At 68.9% G+C, this 18,289-nt stretch carries 15 protein-coding genes; 13 read left to right on the plus strand and 2 right to left on the minus strand.

Annotated elements, in window-relative coordinates; all coding sequences use genetic code 11:
- The first annotated feature begins 170 nt into the window (after positions 1–170).
- The 11 genes from mepA to H7A85_RS01500 all read left to right on the plus strand — a co-directional run bounded on the left by mepA (position 171) and on the right by H7A85_RS01500 (position 13,409).
- A complete protein-coding gene (gene mepA / locus H7A85_RS01450; RefSeq protein WP_182084101.1) occupies positions 171–1,214 on the plus strand; it encodes a penicillin-insensitive murein endopeptidase in 1,044 nt (347 codons plus the stop codon).
- A 219-nt stretch (positions 1,215–1,433) separates the two neighbouring features.
- The gene (locus tag H7A85_RS01455) at positions 1,434–2,459 is read left to right on the plus strand and encodes a glucokinase (RefSeq protein ID WP_182084102.1); all 1,026 of its coding nucleotides are present in this window, start codon (positions 1,434–1,436) and stop codon (positions 2,457–2,459) included.
- Between the two features lie 293 nt (positions 2,460–2,752).
- Positions 2,753–4,534 (plus strand): ABC transporter ATP-binding protein, encoded by a 1,782-nt coding sequence (locus tag H7A85_RS01460; protein WP_182084474.1) that lies wholly within the window; start codon positions 2,753–2,755, stop codon positions 4,532–4,534.
- A gap of 14 nt (positions 4,535–4,548) precedes the next feature.
- Positions 4,549–5,367: a 4-hydroxy-tetrahydrodipicolinate reductase gene (gene dapB / locus H7A85_RS01465; RefSeq protein WP_182084103.1), complete on the plus strand. Its 819-nt coding sequence runs from the start codon at positions 4,549–4,551 to the stop codon at positions 5,365–5,367.
- A gap of 35 nt (positions 5,368–5,402) precedes the next feature.
- The gene (locus tag H7A85_RS01470; RefSeq protein WP_182084104.1) at positions 5,403–6,023 is read left to right on the plus strand and encodes a 2,3-bisphosphoglycerate-dependent phosphoglycerate mutase; all 621 of its coding nucleotides are present in this window, start codon (positions 5,403–5,405) and stop codon (positions 6,021–6,023) included.
- 180 nt (positions 6,024–6,203) lie between these two features.
- Positions 6,204–7,217: a sulfate ABC transporter substrate-binding protein gene (locus H7A85_RS01475; protein ID WP_182084105.1), complete on the plus strand. Its 1,014-nt coding sequence runs from the start codon at positions 6,204–6,206 to the stop codon at positions 7,215–7,217.
- 211 nt (positions 7,218–7,428) lie between these two features.
- The gene (cysT, locus tag H7A85_RS01480; RefSeq protein WP_182084106.1) at positions 7,429–8,319 is read left to right on the plus strand and encodes a sulfate ABC transporter permease subunit CysT; all 891 of its coding nucleotides are present in this window, start codon (positions 7,429–7,431) and stop codon (positions 8,317–8,319) included.
- On the plus strand, positions 8,303–9,211 hold the full coding sequence (gene cysW, locus H7A85_RS01485; protein WP_182084107.1) for a sulfate ABC transporter permease subunit CysW: 909 nt from the start codon (positions 8,303–8,305) through the stop codon (positions 9,209–9,211). The genes cysT and cysW overlap by 17 nt, the downstream gene beginning before the upstream one ends.
- 18 nt (positions 9,212–9,229) lie before the next feature.
- A complete protein-coding gene (locus H7A85_RS01490; protein WP_182084108.1) occupies positions 9,230–10,258 on the plus strand; it encodes a sulfate/molybdate ABC transporter ATP-binding protein in 1,029 nt (342 codons plus the stop codon).
- A gap of 88 nt (positions 10,259–10,346) precedes the next feature.
- The gene (locus H7A85_RS01495; RefSeq protein ID WP_182084109.1) at positions 10,347–11,030 is read left to right on the plus strand and encodes a hypothetical protein; all 684 of its coding nucleotides are present in this window, start codon (positions 10,347–10,349) and stop codon (positions 11,028–11,030) included.
- A gap of 216 nt (positions 11,031–11,246) precedes the next feature.
- Complete coding sequence (locus tag H7A85_RS01500; RefSeq protein WP_182084110.1) at positions 11,247–13,409, plus strand: TonB-dependent siderophore receptor; 2,163 nt, start codon at positions 11,247–11,249, stop codon at positions 13,407–13,409.
- Positions 13,410–13,518: 109 nt separating this feature from the next.
- Here H7A85_RS01500 and H7A85_RS01505 read toward each other — a convergent pair whose 3' ends face one another.
- Positions 13,519–14,535: an LLM class flavin-dependent oxidoreductase gene (locus H7A85_RS01505; RefSeq protein WP_182084111.1), complete on the minus strand. Its 1,017-nt coding sequence runs from the start codon at positions 14,533–14,535 to the stop codon at positions 13,519–13,521.
- Between the two features lie 171 nt (positions 14,536–14,706).
- Positions 14,707–15,105, minus strand: a complete 399-nt coding sequence (locus H7A85_RS01510; RefSeq protein WP_182084112.1) for a RidA family protein — start codon at positions 15,103–15,105, stop codon at positions 14,707–14,709.
- Between the two features lie 158 nt (positions 15,106–15,263).
- Between H7A85_RS01510 and H7A85_RS01515 the strand changes: the two genes are divergently transcribed.
- On the plus strand, positions 15,264–15,863 hold the full coding sequence (locus tag H7A85_RS01515; protein WP_182084113.1) for a TetR/AcrR family transcriptional regulator: 600 nt from the start codon (positions 15,264–15,266) through the stop codon (positions 15,861–15,863).
- Positions 15,864–15,963: 100 nt separating this feature from the next.
- On the plus strand, positions 15,964–18,279 hold the full coding sequence (locus H7A85_RS01520; protein ID WP_182084114.1) for a Tex family protein: 2,316 nt from the start codon (positions 15,964–15,966) through the stop codon (positions 18,277–18,279).
- Positions 18,280–18,289: the final 10 nt, after the last annotated feature.

Raw genomic sequence — 18,289 nt, forward strand, 5'->3', positions numbered from 1 at the left:
GCCTGATCCGATGTCTTAAGCGGCGGTGCAAAGGGCGAGGGAGCCGACCGGCCTCGCCGGAGGATATCTCCTCCCGCCGCGCGCCACCTTCGCGCAAGCTCCAGGCCACCCCTCGGCCTTAGTTTCGGCCGATCTGTCGGGCTGATCGCAGCCGAACGGAGGGCAGGGCCATGGCGGGATCGAAACGGGGACGGTGGGGCGCTTGGGCGTTGGCGGCGCTTGTGGGGCTGACGGGCGCGGCCCGCGCCGAGCCCGCCGCCAAGGATCTCTTCTCCGCCGAGCGCCACCCGTCGGCCGCTGCACCGCAGAGCATCGGCTTCTATTCCAAAGGGTGCCTCGCCGGCGGCCTGGAAATGCCCAAGGACGGCCCGACCTGGCAGGTGATGAAGCCCTCGCGCGACCGTGCCTATGCGCACCCCGCGATGATCGCGCTTCTCCAGAAGCTGTCGCGCGACGCCGCGCGCGAGGCGAACTGGCGCGGCCTCCTGTTCGGCGACATGGCTCAGCCGCGCGGCGGCCCGATGAAGGACGGCCACGCCTCGCACCAGATCGGCCTCGACGCCGATATCTACCTCACCGAGATGCCGAACCGCCGTCTCTCCGATGCGGAGCGCGACGGCATGCCGCTCCCGTCCGTGATCGACAAGCGCACCAACCGGATCGACGAGCGCCGCTGGCGCCCGGAAATGCTGAAGCTGATCCGCACGGCGGCCGAGGAGCCGGAGGTCGAGCGCATCTTCGTCCATCCCGGCATCAAGGAAAAGCTCTGCAAGACCGCGGGGCGCGATCGCTCCTGGCTCAACAAGGTCCGGCCGATGTACGGACACGACTACCATTTCCACGTGCGCATCAGCTGCCAGCCGGGCTCCACCAACTGCAAGGAGCAGGAATCCACCGGTTCGGGCGACGGCTGCGACAAGCTCGACTGGTGGTTCAACGTCGCGCTCCAGCCCCCGCCGCCGAACGCCAAGCCCTACAAGAAGCCGCCACCGATCTTCCTGTCCGCCCTGCCGCGCGCTTGCGCCGCCGTCCTGAAGCAGCCGGATGCCGGGGGGGCGCGAACGCTGGTCGCCGCGCCCGCATCCGAGCCGGAGGCCTCCGCGCGCGCCGTCGAGCCTCCGCCGTCGGCCGCCGCCTATTCCGCGCCCACGCCCCCCGCGCCGGTGCCGGACGCAGGGCGCCTGCCGATGCCTCGCTTCCGGCCGGGAGGCTGATCGTCCTCGCGCCGATGTCGACCCTTGCGAGGAGAGGGTCGAAGTCGGATGCGAGAACCAAGGCGAAGATCGTCCCGCAGCCGGCGGTCGGGGTGCGAGGCGAACCCTTGCTTCGGCTCGGGAACGTTCCAAAACGGTATTCCCCACCGGCATGCCGCCTTTTGCCCGTCACGGCTTGGTGCTAAGGCAGCATCTTCAAACGATTAGATCGGGTGCCGCATGATCTCCACGTCCGATAGCGCCGACACGCTGAAGTTTCCCATCCTGATCGGCGACATCGGCGGCACCAATGCCCGCTTCGCCATCCTGGTCGACGCCTTCGCCGACCCGAAGACCTTCCCGATCGTCCAGACTGCCGACTTTCCCAATATCGACGACGCCATCCAGGCCGCCGTTCTCGACAAGACCTCGATCCAGCCGAAATCCGCGGTTCTGGCCATCGCCGGCCCGGTGGACGGCGACGAGATCGACCTCACCAACTGTCCCTGGGTGGTGCGCCCGCGCACCCTGATCGCCGAACTCGGCCTTGAGGAGATCATCGTCCTCAACGACTTCGAGGCCCAGGCGCTCGCCGTCTCCGCCCTGCCGGACTCGGGCCGCGAGGCCATCGGCGGCGGCACCGTGCGCGAAGGCGCGAGCCGCGTCGTCGTCGGCCCCGGAACGGGACTCGGCGTCGCCGGCCTCGTGCGGGCCCGCAAGATGTGGATCCCCGTCGCCGGCGAAGGCGGCCACATCGACCTCGGCCCCCGCACCGCGCGCGACCTCGCCATCTGGCCCCATCTCGAAACCGTCGCCGGCCGCGTGTCGGGCGAGCAGGTCCTCTCGGGCCGCGGCCTCGTCAATCTCTACCACGCCCTGTGCGCGGCGGACGGCGCCACCCCCGTCCACACCGACCCCGCCGCCGTCACCGAAGCCGCCGTCAACCGCAAAGACCCTCAGTCCGCCGAAGCCGTCCAGCTCTTCGCCACCTATCTCGGCCGCGTCGCCGGCGATCTCGCCCTCATCTTCATGGCGCGCGGCGGCGTCTACATCGCCGGCGGCATCTTCCAGCGTATCATCCCCATCCTCCAGGCCGCCGAAATGCGCGCTGCCTTCGAGGACAAGGCCCCCCACCAGGCCCTCCTCCAGGACATCCCCCTCTTCGTCATCACCCAGCCGCTGGCCGCGCTCGCCGGCCTCACCGCCTTCGCCCGCTCCCCCCGCTTCTATGGCCTCGAAACCGCCGGCCGCCGCTGGGTCGCGTAGGCGGGCGGTTGGTGGCATGGGGCTCTGCCCCAAACCCCGCCAAGGGAAATGATTTCCCCTGGACCCCTCATCTGTTGAGATGTGTCCAAGATCAGGGAGGGCCGGCGGCCCTCCCTGATCTTGGAAAAGTCCCAAGAGGAAAGAAGGGTTCGGGAATTCCTTCCCGAGCGGGGACCGGGGCGGCAGCCCCGCCACCCACGCCCCACCCACGCCACCCGGTAGGCAGCCATGGCGTGACGCGCTATAGAGCCGGCGAACGAAGGTTGGCGGCGTTGAGCGGAACGAAGAAGAGCTTGTCCTTGTCGGACGGGGCCGAGCGCGGGGAAGCGTGGCGGCTTCTGAAGCGGATCGTAGCGGAGAACGGGCGCGAGCATCTGCGCGGCTATGCCGTAGCGGTGGTGTGCCTGGTTCTGGTGGCGCTGTCGACGGCGTTTCTGGCCTGGATCATGCGCGACGTGATCGACGAGATCTTCGTGGTGGGCAACCGGGCGGTTCTGTTCACGCTGCCGTTCGCGGTGTTTCTGTCGTTTCTAGTTCGCGGCTTCGCGTCCTATGGGCAGGGGGTGATCCTGTCGCGCATCGGCAACGATGTGGTGGCGCGTTATCAGCGGCGCCTGTTCGCGCATCTGACCGAACTGTCGGTAGACTTCTTCGGCGAGAACCGCTCGGCGCAACTCGCCGCGCGCATCAACCAGAACGTGACGGGGGTTCGCGAGACGCTGAACCTGACGGTCACCTCGCTGGCGCGCGATCTTCTGACGCTGATCTTCCTGATCGGGGCGATGTTCTGGCAGGACTGGGTTCTGTCCCTCATCGCGCTGACGGCGGGGCCGCCGATCGCGATCATGATCTCGAGCCTGTCGCGCAAGCTGCGCAAGGCGACGCGCCAGTCGGTGGACCTCAACGCGCGGGTGCTCGGCTCGATGCAGGAGACGGCGCAAGGCATCCAGGTGGTGAAGGCCTTCACCATGGAAAAGCTCCTGCGCGACCGGACGGAGGTGCTGATCCAGGCGGCGGAGGAGCGCTCCAACCGGATCGCGGCGATCACCGAGCGTTCGGGGCCGGTGACGGAAACCGTGGCGGGTCTGGCGGTGGCGGCGGTGATCGCGTGGTCGGGCTATCGCTCCATCGTCTACGGCTATTCGCCGGGCGCGATGTTCGCCTTCATCACGGCGCTGCTTCTGGCCTACGATCCGGCGCGGCGTCTGGCGCGGCTGCAGGTTCAGCTGGAAAAAGCGCTGGTGAACGCGAGGATGATCTACGAGATCCTCGACGAGGCGCCCCGGCAGGCGGATACGGCGAACGCGCGCCCGCTTCGCATCGAAAGCGGCGAGATTCGCTTCGAGAACGTCGTGTTCGGCTACGCCGGCGGCGAGCCGGTGCTGCGCGGCATGGACTTCACGGCGCCCGCCGGGCGCACCACAGCGCTGGTGGGGGCGTCGGGCGGGGGCAAGTCCACCGTGATCGCGCTGCTTCTTCGCTTCTACGACCCGACGGGTGGGCGCGTCGCGATCGACGGGCAGGACATCCGGGATGTGACCAAGCGCTCCCTGCGCACCCAGATCGCCTATGTGCCGCAGCAGCCGGTCCTCTTCGAAGGCACGATCCGCGATAACATCCGCTTCGGCCGGCCGGACGCGAGCGATGCCGAAGTCGAAGCGGCGGCGCGCCGCGCGCAGGCGGAGGAGTTCATTCTGACCCAACCGCTTGGCTACGAGACGCCGGTCGGCGAGGGCGGAGCGACGTTGTCGGGCGGCCAGCGCCAGCGCCTGTCGATCGCGCGCGCGCTCCTGCGCGATGCGCCGATCCTGGTTCTGGACGAGGCGACCTCGGCCCTGGATTCGCGCTCCGAAGGGTTGGTGCAGCGGGCGCTGGAAGAGGCGATGCGCGGGCGCACCGTCATTGTCGTCGCGCACCGGCTATCGACCATCGTGGGGGCCGACCAGATTCTGGTCGTGGATCGCGGCCGGATCGTCGAAGGCGGGCGGCACGGCGAACTTTTGAGCCGGCCGGACGGGCTTTATGCCAAGTTCCATGCGCTGCAGGCCGGCTCCGTGCCGGAACTGGCGGACTGAAGGGGAGAGAGCCCATGAGCGAGATGCGGCTGGCGGTGCTCGGCGTCGCGGGACGGATGGGGCGCACCCTGATCCGCGTGATCGGGGAAACGGAGGGCGTCAAGGTGGCGGCCGCTTTGGAGCGGCCCGGCTCGATCGCCTGCGGCGACGACGCGGGGCTGCTTGCGGGTGCCGGGCATCTCGGCGTTCCCGTCAGCGACGATCTCGATGCCGCTCTTTCCAATGTCGACGGCGTGATCGACTTCACCGCGCCCGCCGCCAGCGTCGCCCTGGCGCGCGAGGCGGCCCGGCGCGGGCTGGTGCATGTGATCGGCACCACGGGCTGCTCGGCGGACGACGATGCGGCGATTGGGGAAGCCGCGCGAGGCGGCGCCCGGATCGTGAAGTCCGGCAACATGAGCCTCGGCGTCAATCTCCTCGCCGCGCTGGTCGAGCAGGCGGCGCGCGCGCTGGGGCCCGATGCGTTCGACATCGAAATCCTGGAAATGCACCACCGGCACAAGGTGGATGCGCCGTCCGGCACCGCGCTTCTTCTCGGCGAAGCCGCCGCCTATGGGCGCGGCGTGGACCTCGGCGCGCAGAGCGTCCGCGTGCGCGACGGGCACACCGGCGCGCGTGAGGCCGGCACGATAGGTTTCGCCACGCTTCGCGGCGGCTCGGTGATCGGCGACCATGAGGTGATCCTGGCCGGCGAGGGCGAGCGCGTGACGCTCGGCCACCATGCCGAAGACCGGGCGATCTTCGCACGCGGCGCCGTGCGCGCCGCCCTTTGGGCGCGGAGCCAAGAGCCTGGCCTTTATTCGATGCGCGACGTTCTCGGCCTGTCCGCGTAACCCGTTTCCGATCACTCGAAGGGAGCTTCAAGCCCATGTCCCGAACCCTCGTCCTCGTGCGTCACGGCCAGAGCGACTGGAATCTCAAGAACCTCTTCACCGGCTGGCGCGACCCGGACCTGACGGAACAGGGCGTGGCGGAAGCGAAAGCCGCAGGGCAGCGCCTCAAGGCGGCCGGCCTCCATTTCGACGTCGCCTTCACCAGCGTCCTGTCTCGCGCCCAGCGCACGCTGGCGCTGATCGAGGGCGAACTCGGGCAGGGCTCGATCGAGACCCACCGCGACCAGGCGCTCAACGAGCGCGACTATGGCGACCTGTCGGGCCTCAACAAGGACGACGCGCGCGCCAAGTGGGGCGAGGATCAGGTCCACATCTGGCGCCGCTCCTACGACGTGCCCCCGCCGGGCGGCGAATCCCTGAAGGACACGGGCGCGCGCGTCTGGCCCTACTATATCCATCGCATCCAGCCGAAGGTCCTGGCGGGGGGTACGGTGATCGTGGCCGCCCACGGCAACTCGCTGCGCGCCCTGATCATGGCGCTCGACGGTTTGACCGGCGAGGAGATCGTCGCACAGGAACTCGCGACCGGCGTTCCGATCATCTACCGGCTCAACGCCGATTCCACCGTCGCCTCGAAGGACGTCCTGGAAGGCTGAACGCCGCGCGCAAGCGGTTGCGGCAAACCGGCGGTTGCGACGACCGCCGGTTGCAGCGACATCATTATGTCTACCTTGTGACCGGTTTTAGTAGATCATTTCTGTCGCGCTCCGTTGCCGGGCTTTAGCATCGTTCCAGTTGAAGCCTCGAAGTCCGCCACCGGAAAGGACCCCCGCGACATGCGTTTTTCCCTCAAGATCGGCATTGCCGCGGCCGCGCTCATGGCGCTGGCGGGCCCCGTCTCCGCACAGACGCTGCTCAACGTTTCCTACGACCCGACGCGCGAGCTTTACCGCGCGTTCAACGACGCCTTCAACGCTCACCTGAAGGCCGAGGGCAAGGACACGATCACCATCCGCAACTCGCACGGCGGCTCGGGCGCGCAGGCCCGCACGGTGATCGACGGGCTGGATGCCGACGTCGTCACGCTGGCGCTCGAGGCCGACATCAACGCCATCGTCAAGGCGACAGGCAAGATCCCGGAGAACTGGCGCACGCTCCTGCCGCACAACTCCTCGCCCTACACGTCCACCATCGTGTTCCTGGTGCGCAAGGACAATCCGAAGCAAATCAAGGACTGGGGCGATCTCGTCAAGGACGGGATCCAGGTCATCACGCCGAACCCGAAGACGTCGGGCGGCGCGCGCTGGAACTATCTGGCCGCCTGGGCCTGGGCCAACAAGGAATACGGCGGCGATCCTGAGAAGGTGAAGAACTACGTCGGCGAGGTGTATCGCCACGTGCCGGTGCTCGACACGGGCGCGCGCGGCTCCACCACGACCTTCGTCCAGCGCGGCATCGGCGACGTGCTGCTCGCCTGGGAGAACGAGGCGTTCCTGGCGCTGGAAGAACTCGGTCCCGACCAGTTCGAGATCGTCGTTCCCTCCATCTCGATCCTCGCCGAGCCCCCGGTGGCGCTGGTGCCGGGCAACACCGAGGCCAAGGGCACGACCGAGGTCGCCAAGGCCTATCTCGACTATCTCTATTCGCCGGAAGGCCAGGAGATCGCGGCCAAGAACTTCTACCGTCCGGCCGAGCCCGAGAAGGTCGCCGACAAGGCGCTTCTGGAGCGCTTCCCGAACGTCGACCTCGTGAAGATCGACGACGCCCAGTTCGGCGGTTGGGCCAAGGCGCAGCCCGAGCACTTCGGCGATGGCGGCATCTTCGACCAGATCTACAAGCCCGCCAACTGAGCCGGATCGGGGCCGCCCCCTCGCGCCGCCCGGCGCGAGGGGGCGGCCCGTCCGTTTCGAGAAAGGCCGAGCGTCGAAGGCGCCCATCGCCGCCGATCCCGATGCGTGGGGGCAGGGCCCCTCGCTGCGCCTTTCCGGGAAACCGATATCGGTTCGAAGGGCAATGCTGTAGATTCGCCCCGCAGAACCCGCCCTGACGTCCAGGAACCGTATGGTCTCGACCGCCGCCCGATCATCCTTCTCCTTTCGCCGCCCGAGCGTCGTGCCGGGCTTCGGTCTGTCGCTCGGCTTCACGCTCGCCTATCTCAGCATCCTCGTGCTTCTCCCGCTGGCGGCGCTCGCGCTTCGCGCCGCCGGGCTCGGCGCGTCCGAGCTTTGGGCACTGGCCGGCGACCGGCGCGTTCTGTCGGCGCTCGGCCTGTCGTTCGGGGCGTCCTTCGTGGCGGCGCTGATCAACGCGGTGTTCGGCCTGCTGCTCGCCTGGGTGCTGGTGCGCTACCGCTTTCCCGGCAAGAAGCTGGTGGATGCGGCGATCGATCTGCCCTTCGCGCTGCCCACTGCCGTCGCGGGCATTGCGCTGACCGCGCTCTACGCACCCAACGGATGGGTCGGCCAGCTCTTCGCGCCGGGCGGCCTGTTCGCGCCGCTCTTCGGCACCGGGGGGCTGCGCATCGCCTATTCGCCGATCGGCGTCGTGGTGGCGCTCACTTTCGTGTCTCTGCCCTTCGTGGTGCGCACCGTGCAGCCGGTTCTGGAGGAGGTGGACGTGGAACTGGAGCAGGCCGCCGCGACACTCGGCGCCCACCGCTTCCAGACCGTGTTCCGCGTCGTCCTGCCGACGGTCCTGCCCGCGCTGATGACCGGCTTCGCCCTGGCGCTCGCCCGGTCGATCGGCGAATACGGCTCGGTGATCTTCATCGCCGGCAACATTCCCTACGTGTCCGAGATCGCGCCGCTCCTGATCGTGATCCGGCTGGAGGAGTTCAACTATGCCGGCGCCACGGCGGTCGCCTCGCTGATGCTGGTGATCTCCTTCGCCATCCTTCTCCTGATCAACATCGTGCAAGCCTGGAGCCGGAGGCGATATGGCCTTGGTGCTTGAAGACACTGGGGCGGGGCCCGCCGTGACGGCCGGCAACACGCAGCGCCGCCGACGCTCGCCGACGGAGGAAAGCCCCGCCGTCAAGTGGACGCTGATCGCGATCGCGCTCCTCTTCCTGGCGCTGGTCCTGTTCCTGCCGCTGGTGGCCGTGTTCGTGGAAGCGCTGCGGGGCGGGGCGGCCGCCTATGCACGGGCGATCGGGGACCCCGATGCCCTTTCCGCCATCCGCCTGACGCTGACGGTCGCGGCCATCGCCGTGCCGGTGAACCTCGTGTTCGGGCTGGCCGCCGCCTGGGCGGTGGCCAAGTTCGAGTTCAAGGGCAAGACGCTGCTGACCACCCTGATCGACCTGCCGTTCTCGGTGTCGCCGGTGATCGCGGGCCTCGTCTTCATTCTTCTCTTCGGCTCGCAGGGCTATCTCTACCCACTGGTCCAGGCGACGGGCGTGCCCATCGTCTTCGCGCTGCCCGGCATCGTTCTCGCCACCGTGTTCGTCACTCTGCCGTTCGTGGCGCGAGAGCTGATCCCGCTGATGCAGGAACAGGGCACGGGCGACGAGGAGGCGGCGATCTCGCTGGGCGCCAGCGGCTGGCGCACCTTCTTCTTCGTCACCCTGCCCAACGTGAAATGGGCGCTCCTCTACGGCGTGCTCCTGTGCAACGCGCGCGCCATGGGCGAGTTCGGCGCGGTGGCGGTCATCTCCGGCAAGATCCGGGGCGAGACCAACACGATGCCGCTCCATGTCGAGATCCTCTACAACGAATACGCCTTTTCCGCCGCCTTCGCGGTGGCGACCCTTCTGGCCGGGCTGGCGCTCGTCACCCTGTGCCTGAAGACCTTTCTCGAATGGCGCTATGCCGGCGACATCAAGGCCAGCCGCGGCGGCCACTGACGGGACGGAACTGACCCCATGAAGATCGGCGTGCGCCACATCCGCAAGGAATTCGACCGCTATCCCGCGCTCCACGACGTGTCGCTCGACATCCGCTCGGGCGAACTGATCGCGCTGCTTGGGCCCTCGGGCTCGGGCAAGACGACGCTTCTGCGCCTCATCGCGGGGCTGGAGTTCCCGACCTCGGGCCAGATCCTCTTCGGCGACGAGGACGCGTCTTTGAAAAGCGTCCAGGAGCGGAACGTCGGCTTCGTGTTCCAGCACTACGCCTTGTTCAAGCACATGACGATCGCCGACAATATCGGCTTCGGCCTGCGCGTTCGCGGCCGGAGCGAGCGCCCGCCGGCAGGCGAGATCGCGCGGCGGGTGGAGGAGCTTCTCGACCTCGTGCAGCTGTCGGGGCTGGGCAAGCGCTATCCCCAGCAGCTGTCGGGCGGCCAGCGCCAGCGCGTGGCGCTGGCGCGCGCGCTCGCCATCGAGCCGCGCGTGCTGCTGCTCGACGAGCCCTTCGGCGCGCTCGACGCCAAAGTGCGCAAGGACCTGCGCCGCTGGCTGCGCGAGCTGCACGACAAGACCGGCCACACCACGGTCTTCGTCACCCACGACCAGGACGAGGCGGTGGAGCTCGCCGACCGCGTCGTCGTCATGAGCCAGGGGCGGATCGAGCAGGTCGGTTCGGCCGACGACATCTACGACCGGCCCGAAAGCCCCTTCGTGTTCTCCTTCATCGGCCAGTCCAACGAACTGCCCGTCGAGGTGCGCGGCGGCGAGATCGGATTCGGAGGTCGATCGCTCGGGCGCACCGATGCGGCCGACGGCGCTTGGCGCATGTTCGTTCGCCCGCACGACTTCGAGGTCGTAGCCCCTGGCGAAACGGCGCTCACCGGCGCGATCTCTCTGACGCGGCGCGTCGGCGGCGTGCGCGTCGCCGAGTTCAGCCTTGCCGAGCCCGCGCGCCGCATCGAGGTCGAGCTTCCTCCCAGCGCGCCGAGCGAGATCGGCGCGCCGATCACCGTGCGCCCCCGGCGCTGGCAGCTCTTCGCCTGAGGGCGCGGCATCGCGTCCCGCCCGCCTTGGCGCTCGTATCCCCAGCCCCAGCTAGAGGGAAAGGACGAGGGAGCGGACGCCAGGTGCTTTGAGCGAGGACGAGCTGGCCGAGCTGATCCGGGATTGTCCGGTTCTCTACCACATGGCGGCACGCGGCAGCTGGCCCTCCATCCGCTGCCACGGGCTCTTGAGCACTTCGGCGGTGCTCGACCTCTTCGGGGTCGAGGGCGAGGCGCGCGAGGCGATCGAAGAGCGGCGGCGCGCAGGCTCGGTCGAGGTCGAGCGGGCGGAGCTCGGAACCGCCGTCATCCGTGACCAGAAACCGATGAGCGACGCCGCGCTTCGGCGCTGCCTCGACGACGGGCTTGTCCCCGCCGACTGGTATCGCACCTTGAACGCGCGCGCCTTCTTCTGCCTCACCCGGAAGCGCCTCCTGCGACTTCTGACGGCCGGCTCCTACCGGAACGATGCCCACGACGTTCTTCATGTCGACACCGCCTCGCTGGTGCGCGCGCATCGCCCGCGCATCACCCTGTCGCCGATCAATTCCGGCTTCGCGCAGCGCTTTGCCGCGCGCCGCGGCCGCGACACGTTTCAGGCGATTCCCGACTACCCCTATGCCGGATGGCGGGGGAAGCGACCGCGCGGCGAGCGGGTGGTGGAACTGGCAGTGGCGCCGGGCGTGCCCGATATCGCCCGCCATACGCGAAGGGTCGTCGCGATGCGGGGCGAAGAGGAGCTGGAAACGGTCTGGTCCGCTCCCGAGCGTTGAGCCGGAGGCCCCTTCCACTGACGCCGTGCCCGTCGATCTTTTCGCAACGACGGCTCGGACCCCGGATCGCCTGGGCGGGGGCTGCCCCTTCGGCTCTCGGCACATTATTGCCACAGTCGCGACGCGACAGCCTGCGTCCTCCAACTCTTAGTTGACCAAACCCCTCATGTTTGAGACGAGCGCTTTCATTGCTGCTCCGCATCAAGGAAAGCCTCCATGCCCTCGCCCTTTGCCCACCGCGCCCTGCGCTCCGTCCTGATGGGCTGCTCGACGCTGGCTCTCGCATCGGCCGCCGCCGCGCAGGACACGGTTGCGCTCGACACGGTGGTGGTCGAAGGCCAGGGCGGATCGGGCAACGAGGGCTCCAGCGACACCGGGGGTCTGACGGCCGACGGCTATGTCGCAAAGGACGCGCGCGTCGGCACCAAGACCGACACCGACCTTCGCAAGGTGCCCCAGGCGGTCGCCGCCGTGTCCAAGAAGGAGCTCGAGGATCGGCAAGTCCAGACGCTGACGGAAGCGGCGCGCTACACGGCGGGCGTCAGGGCCGGCACCTACGGCTTCGACCCGTCCTTCGACACGATCTTCATCCGCGGCTTCGACGTCACCTATTCCGGCTTCTACCGCGATGGCCTGCGCTCGCTCGGCGGATCCTTCGCCACCTTCCGCCACGAGCCCTACGGACTCGAAGGCGTCACCATCCTGAAGGGCCCGAGTTCCTCGCTCTACGGTTCGGCAGCGCCGGGCGGCCTCGTCAACGTGATCTCCAAGCGCCCGACGGAAGCGCCCTTCCGCGAGCTCGAGTTCCAGGTCGGCTCGCACGACCGGGCCCAGGTCAACTTCGACGCTTCGGGCCCGCTCGGCGGCAACGACAACGTCCTCTACCGCATCACGGGCATCAAGCGCTCGGCCGACACCGAGTTCGTCGCCGCGCGCGACGACCGCACCTATATCGCCCCGGCGCTGACGCTCCGCTCGGACGACCGCGACACCCATCTGACCGTGCTCGGCGAATATTCCGACCTGAAGGCGGGCGGCGCGCGCGGCTTCCTGACGCTGACCAACCCGCTCAACGGGCAGGCCTTCATCACCGATATCGAGCAGGGCGACCCACGCTACCGCGACCTCGACCAGGAACAGGCCCGCATCGGCTACGAGTTCGAGCACCGGTTCAACGAGAACCTCGCGGTGCGCCAGAACCTGCGCTTCCAGTCGATCTCGACCGACATGAAGTACGTCTCCGTCTACGGCCTCAACCCGGACGGCATCTCGGCCTATCGCGGAACGGGTCAGATCCTCGACAATGCCGACGGCATTGCGGTGGACAACCAGATCGAGGGCAGGTTCCAGACCGGCGAGATCGCCCACACGGTGCTCGGCGGCCTCGACTACACCTATTTCGACGGCCAGTACCGCTACGGCGGGGGTCTGGCGCCCGATCTCAACCTCATCACGCGCAACTACGGCCAGCAGCCGGTCGACCCCGTCACCTCCAACAGCGTGATCAACTCCGACACGCACCAGCAACAGGTCGGCCTCTACGTCCAAGACCAGGCCGAGTACCAGCGCTTCGTCCTCACCGGTGGCCTGCGCTACGACTGGCTCGACACCGACACGCTCAACAACGTGACGCCCTCCTCCTCGCAGCGGGCCGAGGACCGTCATCTGTCGGGCCGCGTCGGCGTGAGCTACCTCTTCGACAACGGCGTGACGCCCTATGCCAACTACGCGACGTCGTTCGCGCCGACGCTCGGCGTCGGGGCCGACGGCTCGGCCTTCGACCCGACCACGGGCGAGCAGATCGAGGTCGGCGTCAAGTACGCGCCCGAAGGGCTCGGCTTCACGGTGGACGCCGCCCTGTTCCAGATCAAACAGGACAACATCCTGTCGGCCTACGACGCGCTCGGCTTCCAGCGCCAGGAAGGCGCGGTGAAGTCGCAAGGGTTCGAGATCGAGACCAAAGCGAGCCTCACCGACGGCCTCAGCCTCGTCGCCGCCTATACCTATCTCGACCTCTCCTATGACGGCGGCGAGAACGACGGCAACCTCGTGGTCGGCCAGCCGCACCACCAGTTCTCGCTCTGGGGCAACTACGAGTTCCTGTCGGGCCCCGCGCAGGGGCTGGAGCTGGGTCTCGGCTCGCGCTTCATCGGCAAGACCTATGCCGACAACGCCAACACCTACGAGAACGAGGCGCGCGTCCTGATCGACGCCTCGATCGGCTACGACTTCGGCGCGGCCGACCCGCGTCTCGAAGGCGTGAAGGCGCAGTTCAACGCCAAGAACGTCTTCGACGACCGCAAGGCGCTGTGCAACAGCGGCTACTGCTACCGCGAGGAAGGCCGCAGCCTGATCGGCTCGCTCCGCTACCGGTTCTGAGGAACGGGGTCCCGAGCCCCGTTCGTGGCTCGGGACCCTTGCGAACGAAAAACGGCGCGCTTGGGTGTTTTCCCGAGCGCGCCGTTTTCGTTTGGTGCCGGTCGTCCCCTCAGCGCCAGCCGAGTGCCGGGGCGACGTGCCGCAAGATGCTCTCGATCACATGGGCGTTGTAGTCGACGCCGAGCTGGTTCGGCACGGTGAGGAGCAGCGTGTCGGCCTCGGCGATCGCCTCGTCGGCTCTGAGCTCGTCCACCAGCCGGTCGGGTTCGGCGGCGTAGGAGCGGCCGAACACGGCGCGCATGTTGTCGATCACGCCGACCTGGTCGGAATCCTTCCCGCGCCCGAAATAGGCCCGGTCCTGATCGTTCACGAGGGCGAAGATCGAGCGCGACACCGAAACGCGGGGCTCGCGCTCGTGGCCGGCCGCAGCCCATGCCTCGCGATAGGCCCGGATCTGGCGCGCCTGCTGGACGTGGAAGGGTTCGCCCGTTTCGTCCGCCTTCAGGGTCGAGCTTTGCAGGTTCATGCCCTTTTCCGCCGCCCAGCGCGCCGTGGCGTCGGAGGCCGAGCCCCACCAGATGCGGTCGCGAAGCCCCGCCGAGTGCGGCTCGATGCGCAGGAGCCCCGGAGGGTTCGGAAACATCGGGCGCGGGCTCGGCTCGGCGAAGCCTTCGCCACGCAGGACCTCCATCAGCACCTCCGTGTGGCGACGGCCCATGTCGGCATCCGTTTCGCCGGGCGCCGGCGCGTAGCCGAAATGGCGCCAGCCCTCGACCACCTGCTCGGGGCTCCCGCGGCTGAGGCCGAGCTGCAGGCGTCCGCGCGAGATGAGGTCGGCGGACCCTGCGTCCTCCGCCATGTAGAGCGGGTTCTCGTAGCGCATGTCGATGACGCCGGTGCCGATCTCGATCCGGCTCGTGCGCGCGCCGACGGCGGCCAGGAGCGGAAACGGCGAGGCAAGCTGGCGGGCGAAATGATGGACGCGGAAATAGGCGCCGTCCGCCCCGAGTTCCTCGGCCGCGACCGCCAGATCGATCGACTGGAGAAGCACGTCGCCCGCCGATCGCGTTCCCGACTGGGGCGAGGGCGACCAGTGGCCGAAGGACAGAAAGCCGATCTTCTTCATGGGGAGGCACCTCACGCGTTTCGGACCGGCGCCTTCGTTCGAAGGCGCCGGAATGCCGAGGCTCGAAGGTCCCGGCGTCCCGCTTCACTTGGGCGAACGGCGGTTCGCGCACAAGCCGGGCGGGTGTCTCCAACACCCTCGATCCGGTGAACGGTCCTTCTCCGGCAAGGCTTAAACGTCGCCGGGGATGCGGGCGATGACCTTGATCTCGAAGCGGAAGCCGGCAAGCCATGTCACGCCGACCGCCGTCCAGTTGGGATAGGGCGGCTCGCCGATCGCCTCGCCGCGCACCTTCATCACCGTCTCCAACTGCGACGGCGGATCCGTGTGGAAGGTGGTGACATCAACGACGTCGGCGAGCGTGCAGCCGGCCGCTTCCAGAACGGCACCGAGATTGCGGAAGGCGAGGCGCACCTCGGCTTCGAAATCGGGCTCCGGCGAGCCGTCGGCGCGGCTGCCCACCTGGCCGGACACGAACAGGAGGTCGCCGGAGCGGATGGCGGCGGAATAGCGGTGCTCCTGGTAGAGAGCGTGGCGATCGGCGGGAAAGACGGCTTCGCGTCGGGTCATCGGGTGGGTTCTCCTGAACGGATGGGCGCAGCGAGACCGGCCATTCGAGCCATGGCTTCACATGGCGAGATGTTCTACATACGCTGCGTATGTCAGTTGATATTGGCATACGCAGCGTATGTCAATTGGCATACGACGCGTATGCGAAGGGAGCAGCTATGGCCGCCAGACGTCGAGCCGACACGATGCAGGAAACGCGTGCCAAGCTTCTGACGGCCGCACGCCGCGTTTTCGCGCAGAAGGGCTATGCGGCGACGTCCATGGACGATCTGACCGCCGAGGTCGGGCTGACGCGCGGCGCGCTGTATCATCATTTCGGCGACAAACGCGGGCTGCTCGCCGCCGTGGTCGAGGAGATCGACGGCGAGATGGCGGGCCGCGCCCGCCGCCTCGGCTACCGGAGTGCCGACGCCTTCGAGGCGCTTCTGACGGAGGGCGCGGCCTATATCGAGATGGCGCTGGAGCCCGAGGTGCAGCGTCTGGTTCTCCTGGACGGGCCGGCGGTCTTAGGCGACCCCTCGCTCTGGCCGAGCCAGAACAGCTGCCTCCGGGCGACGCTGGAAGCGGTGCGCGCGCTGCAGGCGGACGGCGTCCTCAAGCCGGTGGACGCGGAAGCCGCCGCGCGCCTCCTGAACGGCGCGGCGCTCAATGCCGCCCTGTGGGTCGCGGCGAGCGCCGAGCCGCAAGACGTTCTTCCCAAGGCGGTCGAGGCGTTCCGGTGTCTGGCGGAAGGGTTGCGGATCGCCCCTTCGAACTGACCTCAAGGCCGCGTCCCGGGGAAACGGCCGGGTACGCGGCGCCTTCGAAATGGGCTATGGCAAGGCCCGATCCCGGCCCCCAGCCAGCGAGACCTGAGCGATGACCGTCACCGCCCGCCCGTCCATCGAAACCCTGATCGCGCGCGAGATCGGCGCGCGCGGCGAACAGGTCGCGGCCACGGTCGCGCTTCTCGACGGCGGGGCGACGGTGCCCTTCATCGCGCGCTATCGCAAGGAAGCCACCGGCGGGCTCGACGACGCGCAGCTGCGCACGCTGGAGGTGCGCCTCGCGTACCTGCGCGAGCTGGAAACGCGCCGGCTGGCGGTCCTGAAGTCGGTGCGCGAGCAGGGTCACCTGACGCGCGAGCTCCAGGCGGCGATCGAAGGGGCGGCGACGCGCGTCGAGCTGGAGGACATCTATCTTCCGTTCCGCCCGAAGCGGCGCAACCGGGCGGACGCCGCGCGCGAGCGCGGGCTTGGGCCGCTCGCCGAGCGCATTCTCGCCGACCGCACGGTGGACCCGGTCAAGCTCGCAGGCGGCTTCCTGTCCCCGGAGGTGCCGGACGCCAGGGCCGCCTTGGAAGGCGCGCGCGACATCGTGGCCGAGGGCATGGCGGAAAACCCGGCGCTCGTCGGCGAGATCCGCCGCCATCTCGTCGCCAAGGCCCAGCTTCGCGCCCGCGTCGTGAAGGGCCAGGAGGAAGCGGGCGCCAAGTTCTCCGACTATTTCGACCATACGGAAAAGTGGGCGGGCGCGCCGAGCCACCGCGTCCTCGCGCTCCTGCGCGCCGAGCGCGAGGGCGTCGTGTCGGTGGAGATCGAGGTGGACGCCGAGGACGCGGCCTCCGTGAAGCCGGTGGAGGCGATGGTGGCGCGTCATTCCAATGTGCGCACGCAGGGCGGAGGGGCGGCCGACGCCTGGCTCCTGTCGGTCGCGCGCTGGGCCTGGCGGCAGAAGCTCAAACCCGGCCTTTCGGCGGAGATGATGGGAACGCTGAAGGAAGGGGCGGACGCGGAGGCGATCCGCGTCTTCTCGCGCAACCTCAAGGACCTGCTCCTGGCCGCTCCCGCCGGCCCCAGGGCGACGATGGGGCTCGACCCCGGCATCCGCACCGGCGTCAAGGTTGCCGTGGTGGACCGGACGGGCCGGCTGGTGGACAGCGCGACGGTGTATCCGTTCCAGCCGCGCAACGACGTCGCGGGCGCGTCGGCCAAGCTTGGCGAGCTGATCAGGCGGCACGGCGTCGAGCTGGTGGCGATCGGCAACGGCACGGCGAGCCGCGAAACCGAGCAACTGGCGGAAAGCGTCATCAAAGGGCTTCCCGGGGCGAAACCCGTCAAGGCGGTGGTGAGCGAGGCGGGGGCCTCGGTGTATTCGGCGTCCGAGCTGGCGTCCCGCGAGATGCCGGGCGTCGACGTGTCGATCCGGGGCGCGGTGTCGATCGCGCGCCGCCTGCAGGACCCCTTGTCGGAGCTGATCAAGGTGGACCCGAAGGCGATCGGGGTCGGCCAGTATCAGCACGACGTCGACCAGAACCGGCTTGGGCATGCGCTCGACGCGGTGGTGGAGGACGCGGTGAACGCGGTCGGCGTCGATCTCAACACGGCGTCCGCCGCCCTCCTGTCGCGCGTCGCCGGCCTCGGGCCCTCGCTGGCGCAAGCCGTGGTGGCGCACCGCGACGCCCTCGGGCCGTTTCCCTCGCGCCGCAAGCTTCTCGACGTGCCGCGCCTCGGGCCAAAAGCCTTCGAGCAATGCGCCGGCTTCCTGCGCATCGTGGGCGGCACGGAGCCGTTGGACGCGTCCGCGGTCCACCCGGAAGCCTATCCCGTCGCGCGTCGTATCGTGGCGGCGCTCGGCCGGGACGTCGCCGGCGCCATGCGCGACCCGGCGGCCTTGAAGTCGCTCGACCCCGAGCGCTTCACCGGCGACGGGTTCGGCCTGCCGACGGTGCGCGACATCATCGCGGAGCTCGAAAAGCCCGGCCGCGACCCGCGCCCCGCCTTCCGCACCGCCGTCTTCGCCGACGGGGTGAACGAGATCGGCGATCTCAAGCCCGGCATGAGCCTCGAAGGCACTGTGACCAACGTCGCGGCCTTCGGCGCCTTCGTGGATATCGGCGTTCACCAGGACGGGCTTGTCCACGTGTCGCAGCTCGCCGACCGCTTCGTGAAGGACCCGGCCGAGGTGGTGCGGGCGGGGCAGGTCGTCCGGGTGCGGGTGGTGGAAGTGGACGTGAAGCGCAAGCGCATTTCGCTCACCATGCGGCGCGAGATGCCGGACGCCGCCGCCCCCCGGCCCGCCGGAGCGGAGGGACGGCGCGGGCACGCGCCGAAGCCGTCGAGGACCGAGCCGAAGCCGGCACCGGACGGCGCCTTCGGCTCGGCGCTGGCCGCCGCCTTCCGGAACCGGAAGTAGCGCTGGGGGG

It is taken from the genome of Aureimonas sp. ME7, assembly GCF_903970965.1.
Lineage (GTDB): Bacteria > Pseudomonadota > Alphaproteobacteria > Rhizobiales > Rhizobiaceae > Aureimonas.

Coding starts and splice junctions, on each gene's coding strand:
- H7A85_RS01455 (WP_182084102.1), top strand. CDS start 1,434: ATGATCTCCACGTCCGATAGCGCCGACACGCTGAAGTTTCCCATCCTG.
- H7A85_RS01475 (WP_182084105.1), top strand. CDS start 6,204: ATGCGTTTTTCCCTCAAGATCGGCATTGCCGCGGCCGCGCTCATGGCG.
- cysT (WP_182084106.1), top strand. CDS start 7,429: ATGGTCTCGACCGCCGCCCGATCATCCTTCTCCTTTCGCCGCCCGAGC.
- H7A85_RS01520 (WP_182084114.1), top strand. CDS start 15,964: ATGACCGTCACCGCCCGCCCGTCCATCGAAACCCTGATCGCGCGCGAG.
- H7A85_RS01505 (WP_182084111.1), bottom strand. CDS start 14,535: ATGAAGAAGATCGGCTTTCTGTCCTTCGGCCACTGGTCGCCCTCGCCC.
- H7A85_RS01470 (WP_182084104.1), top strand. CDS start 5,403: ATGTCCCGAACCCTCGTCCTCGTGCGTCACGGCCAGAGCGACTGGAAT.
- H7A85_RS01490 (WP_182084108.1), top strand. CDS start 9,230: ATGAAGATCGGCGTGCGCCACATCCGCAAGGAATTCGACCGCTATCCC.
- mepA (WP_182084101.1), top strand. CDS start 171: ATGGCGGGATCGAAACGGGGACGGTGGGGCGCTTGGGCGTTGGCGGCG.
- H7A85_RS01515 (WP_182084113.1), top strand. CDS start 15,264: ATGGCCGCCAGACGTCGAGCCGACACGATGCAGGAAACGCGTGCCAAG.
- cysW (WP_182084107.1), top strand. CDS start 8,303: ATGGCCTTGGTGCTTGAAGACACTGGGGCGGGGCCCGCCGTGACGGCC.
- dapB (WP_182084103.1), top strand. CDS start 4,549: ATGAGCGAGATGCGGCTGGCGGTGCTCGGCGTCGCGGGACGGATGGGG.
- H7A85_RS01500 (WP_182084110.1), top strand. CDS start 11,247: ATGCCCTCGCCCTTTGCCCACCGCGCCCTGCGCTCCGTCCTGATGGGC.
- H7A85_RS01510 (WP_182084112.1), bottom strand. CDS start 15,105: ATGACCCGACGCGAAGCCGTCTTTCCCGCCGATCGCCACGCTCTCTAC.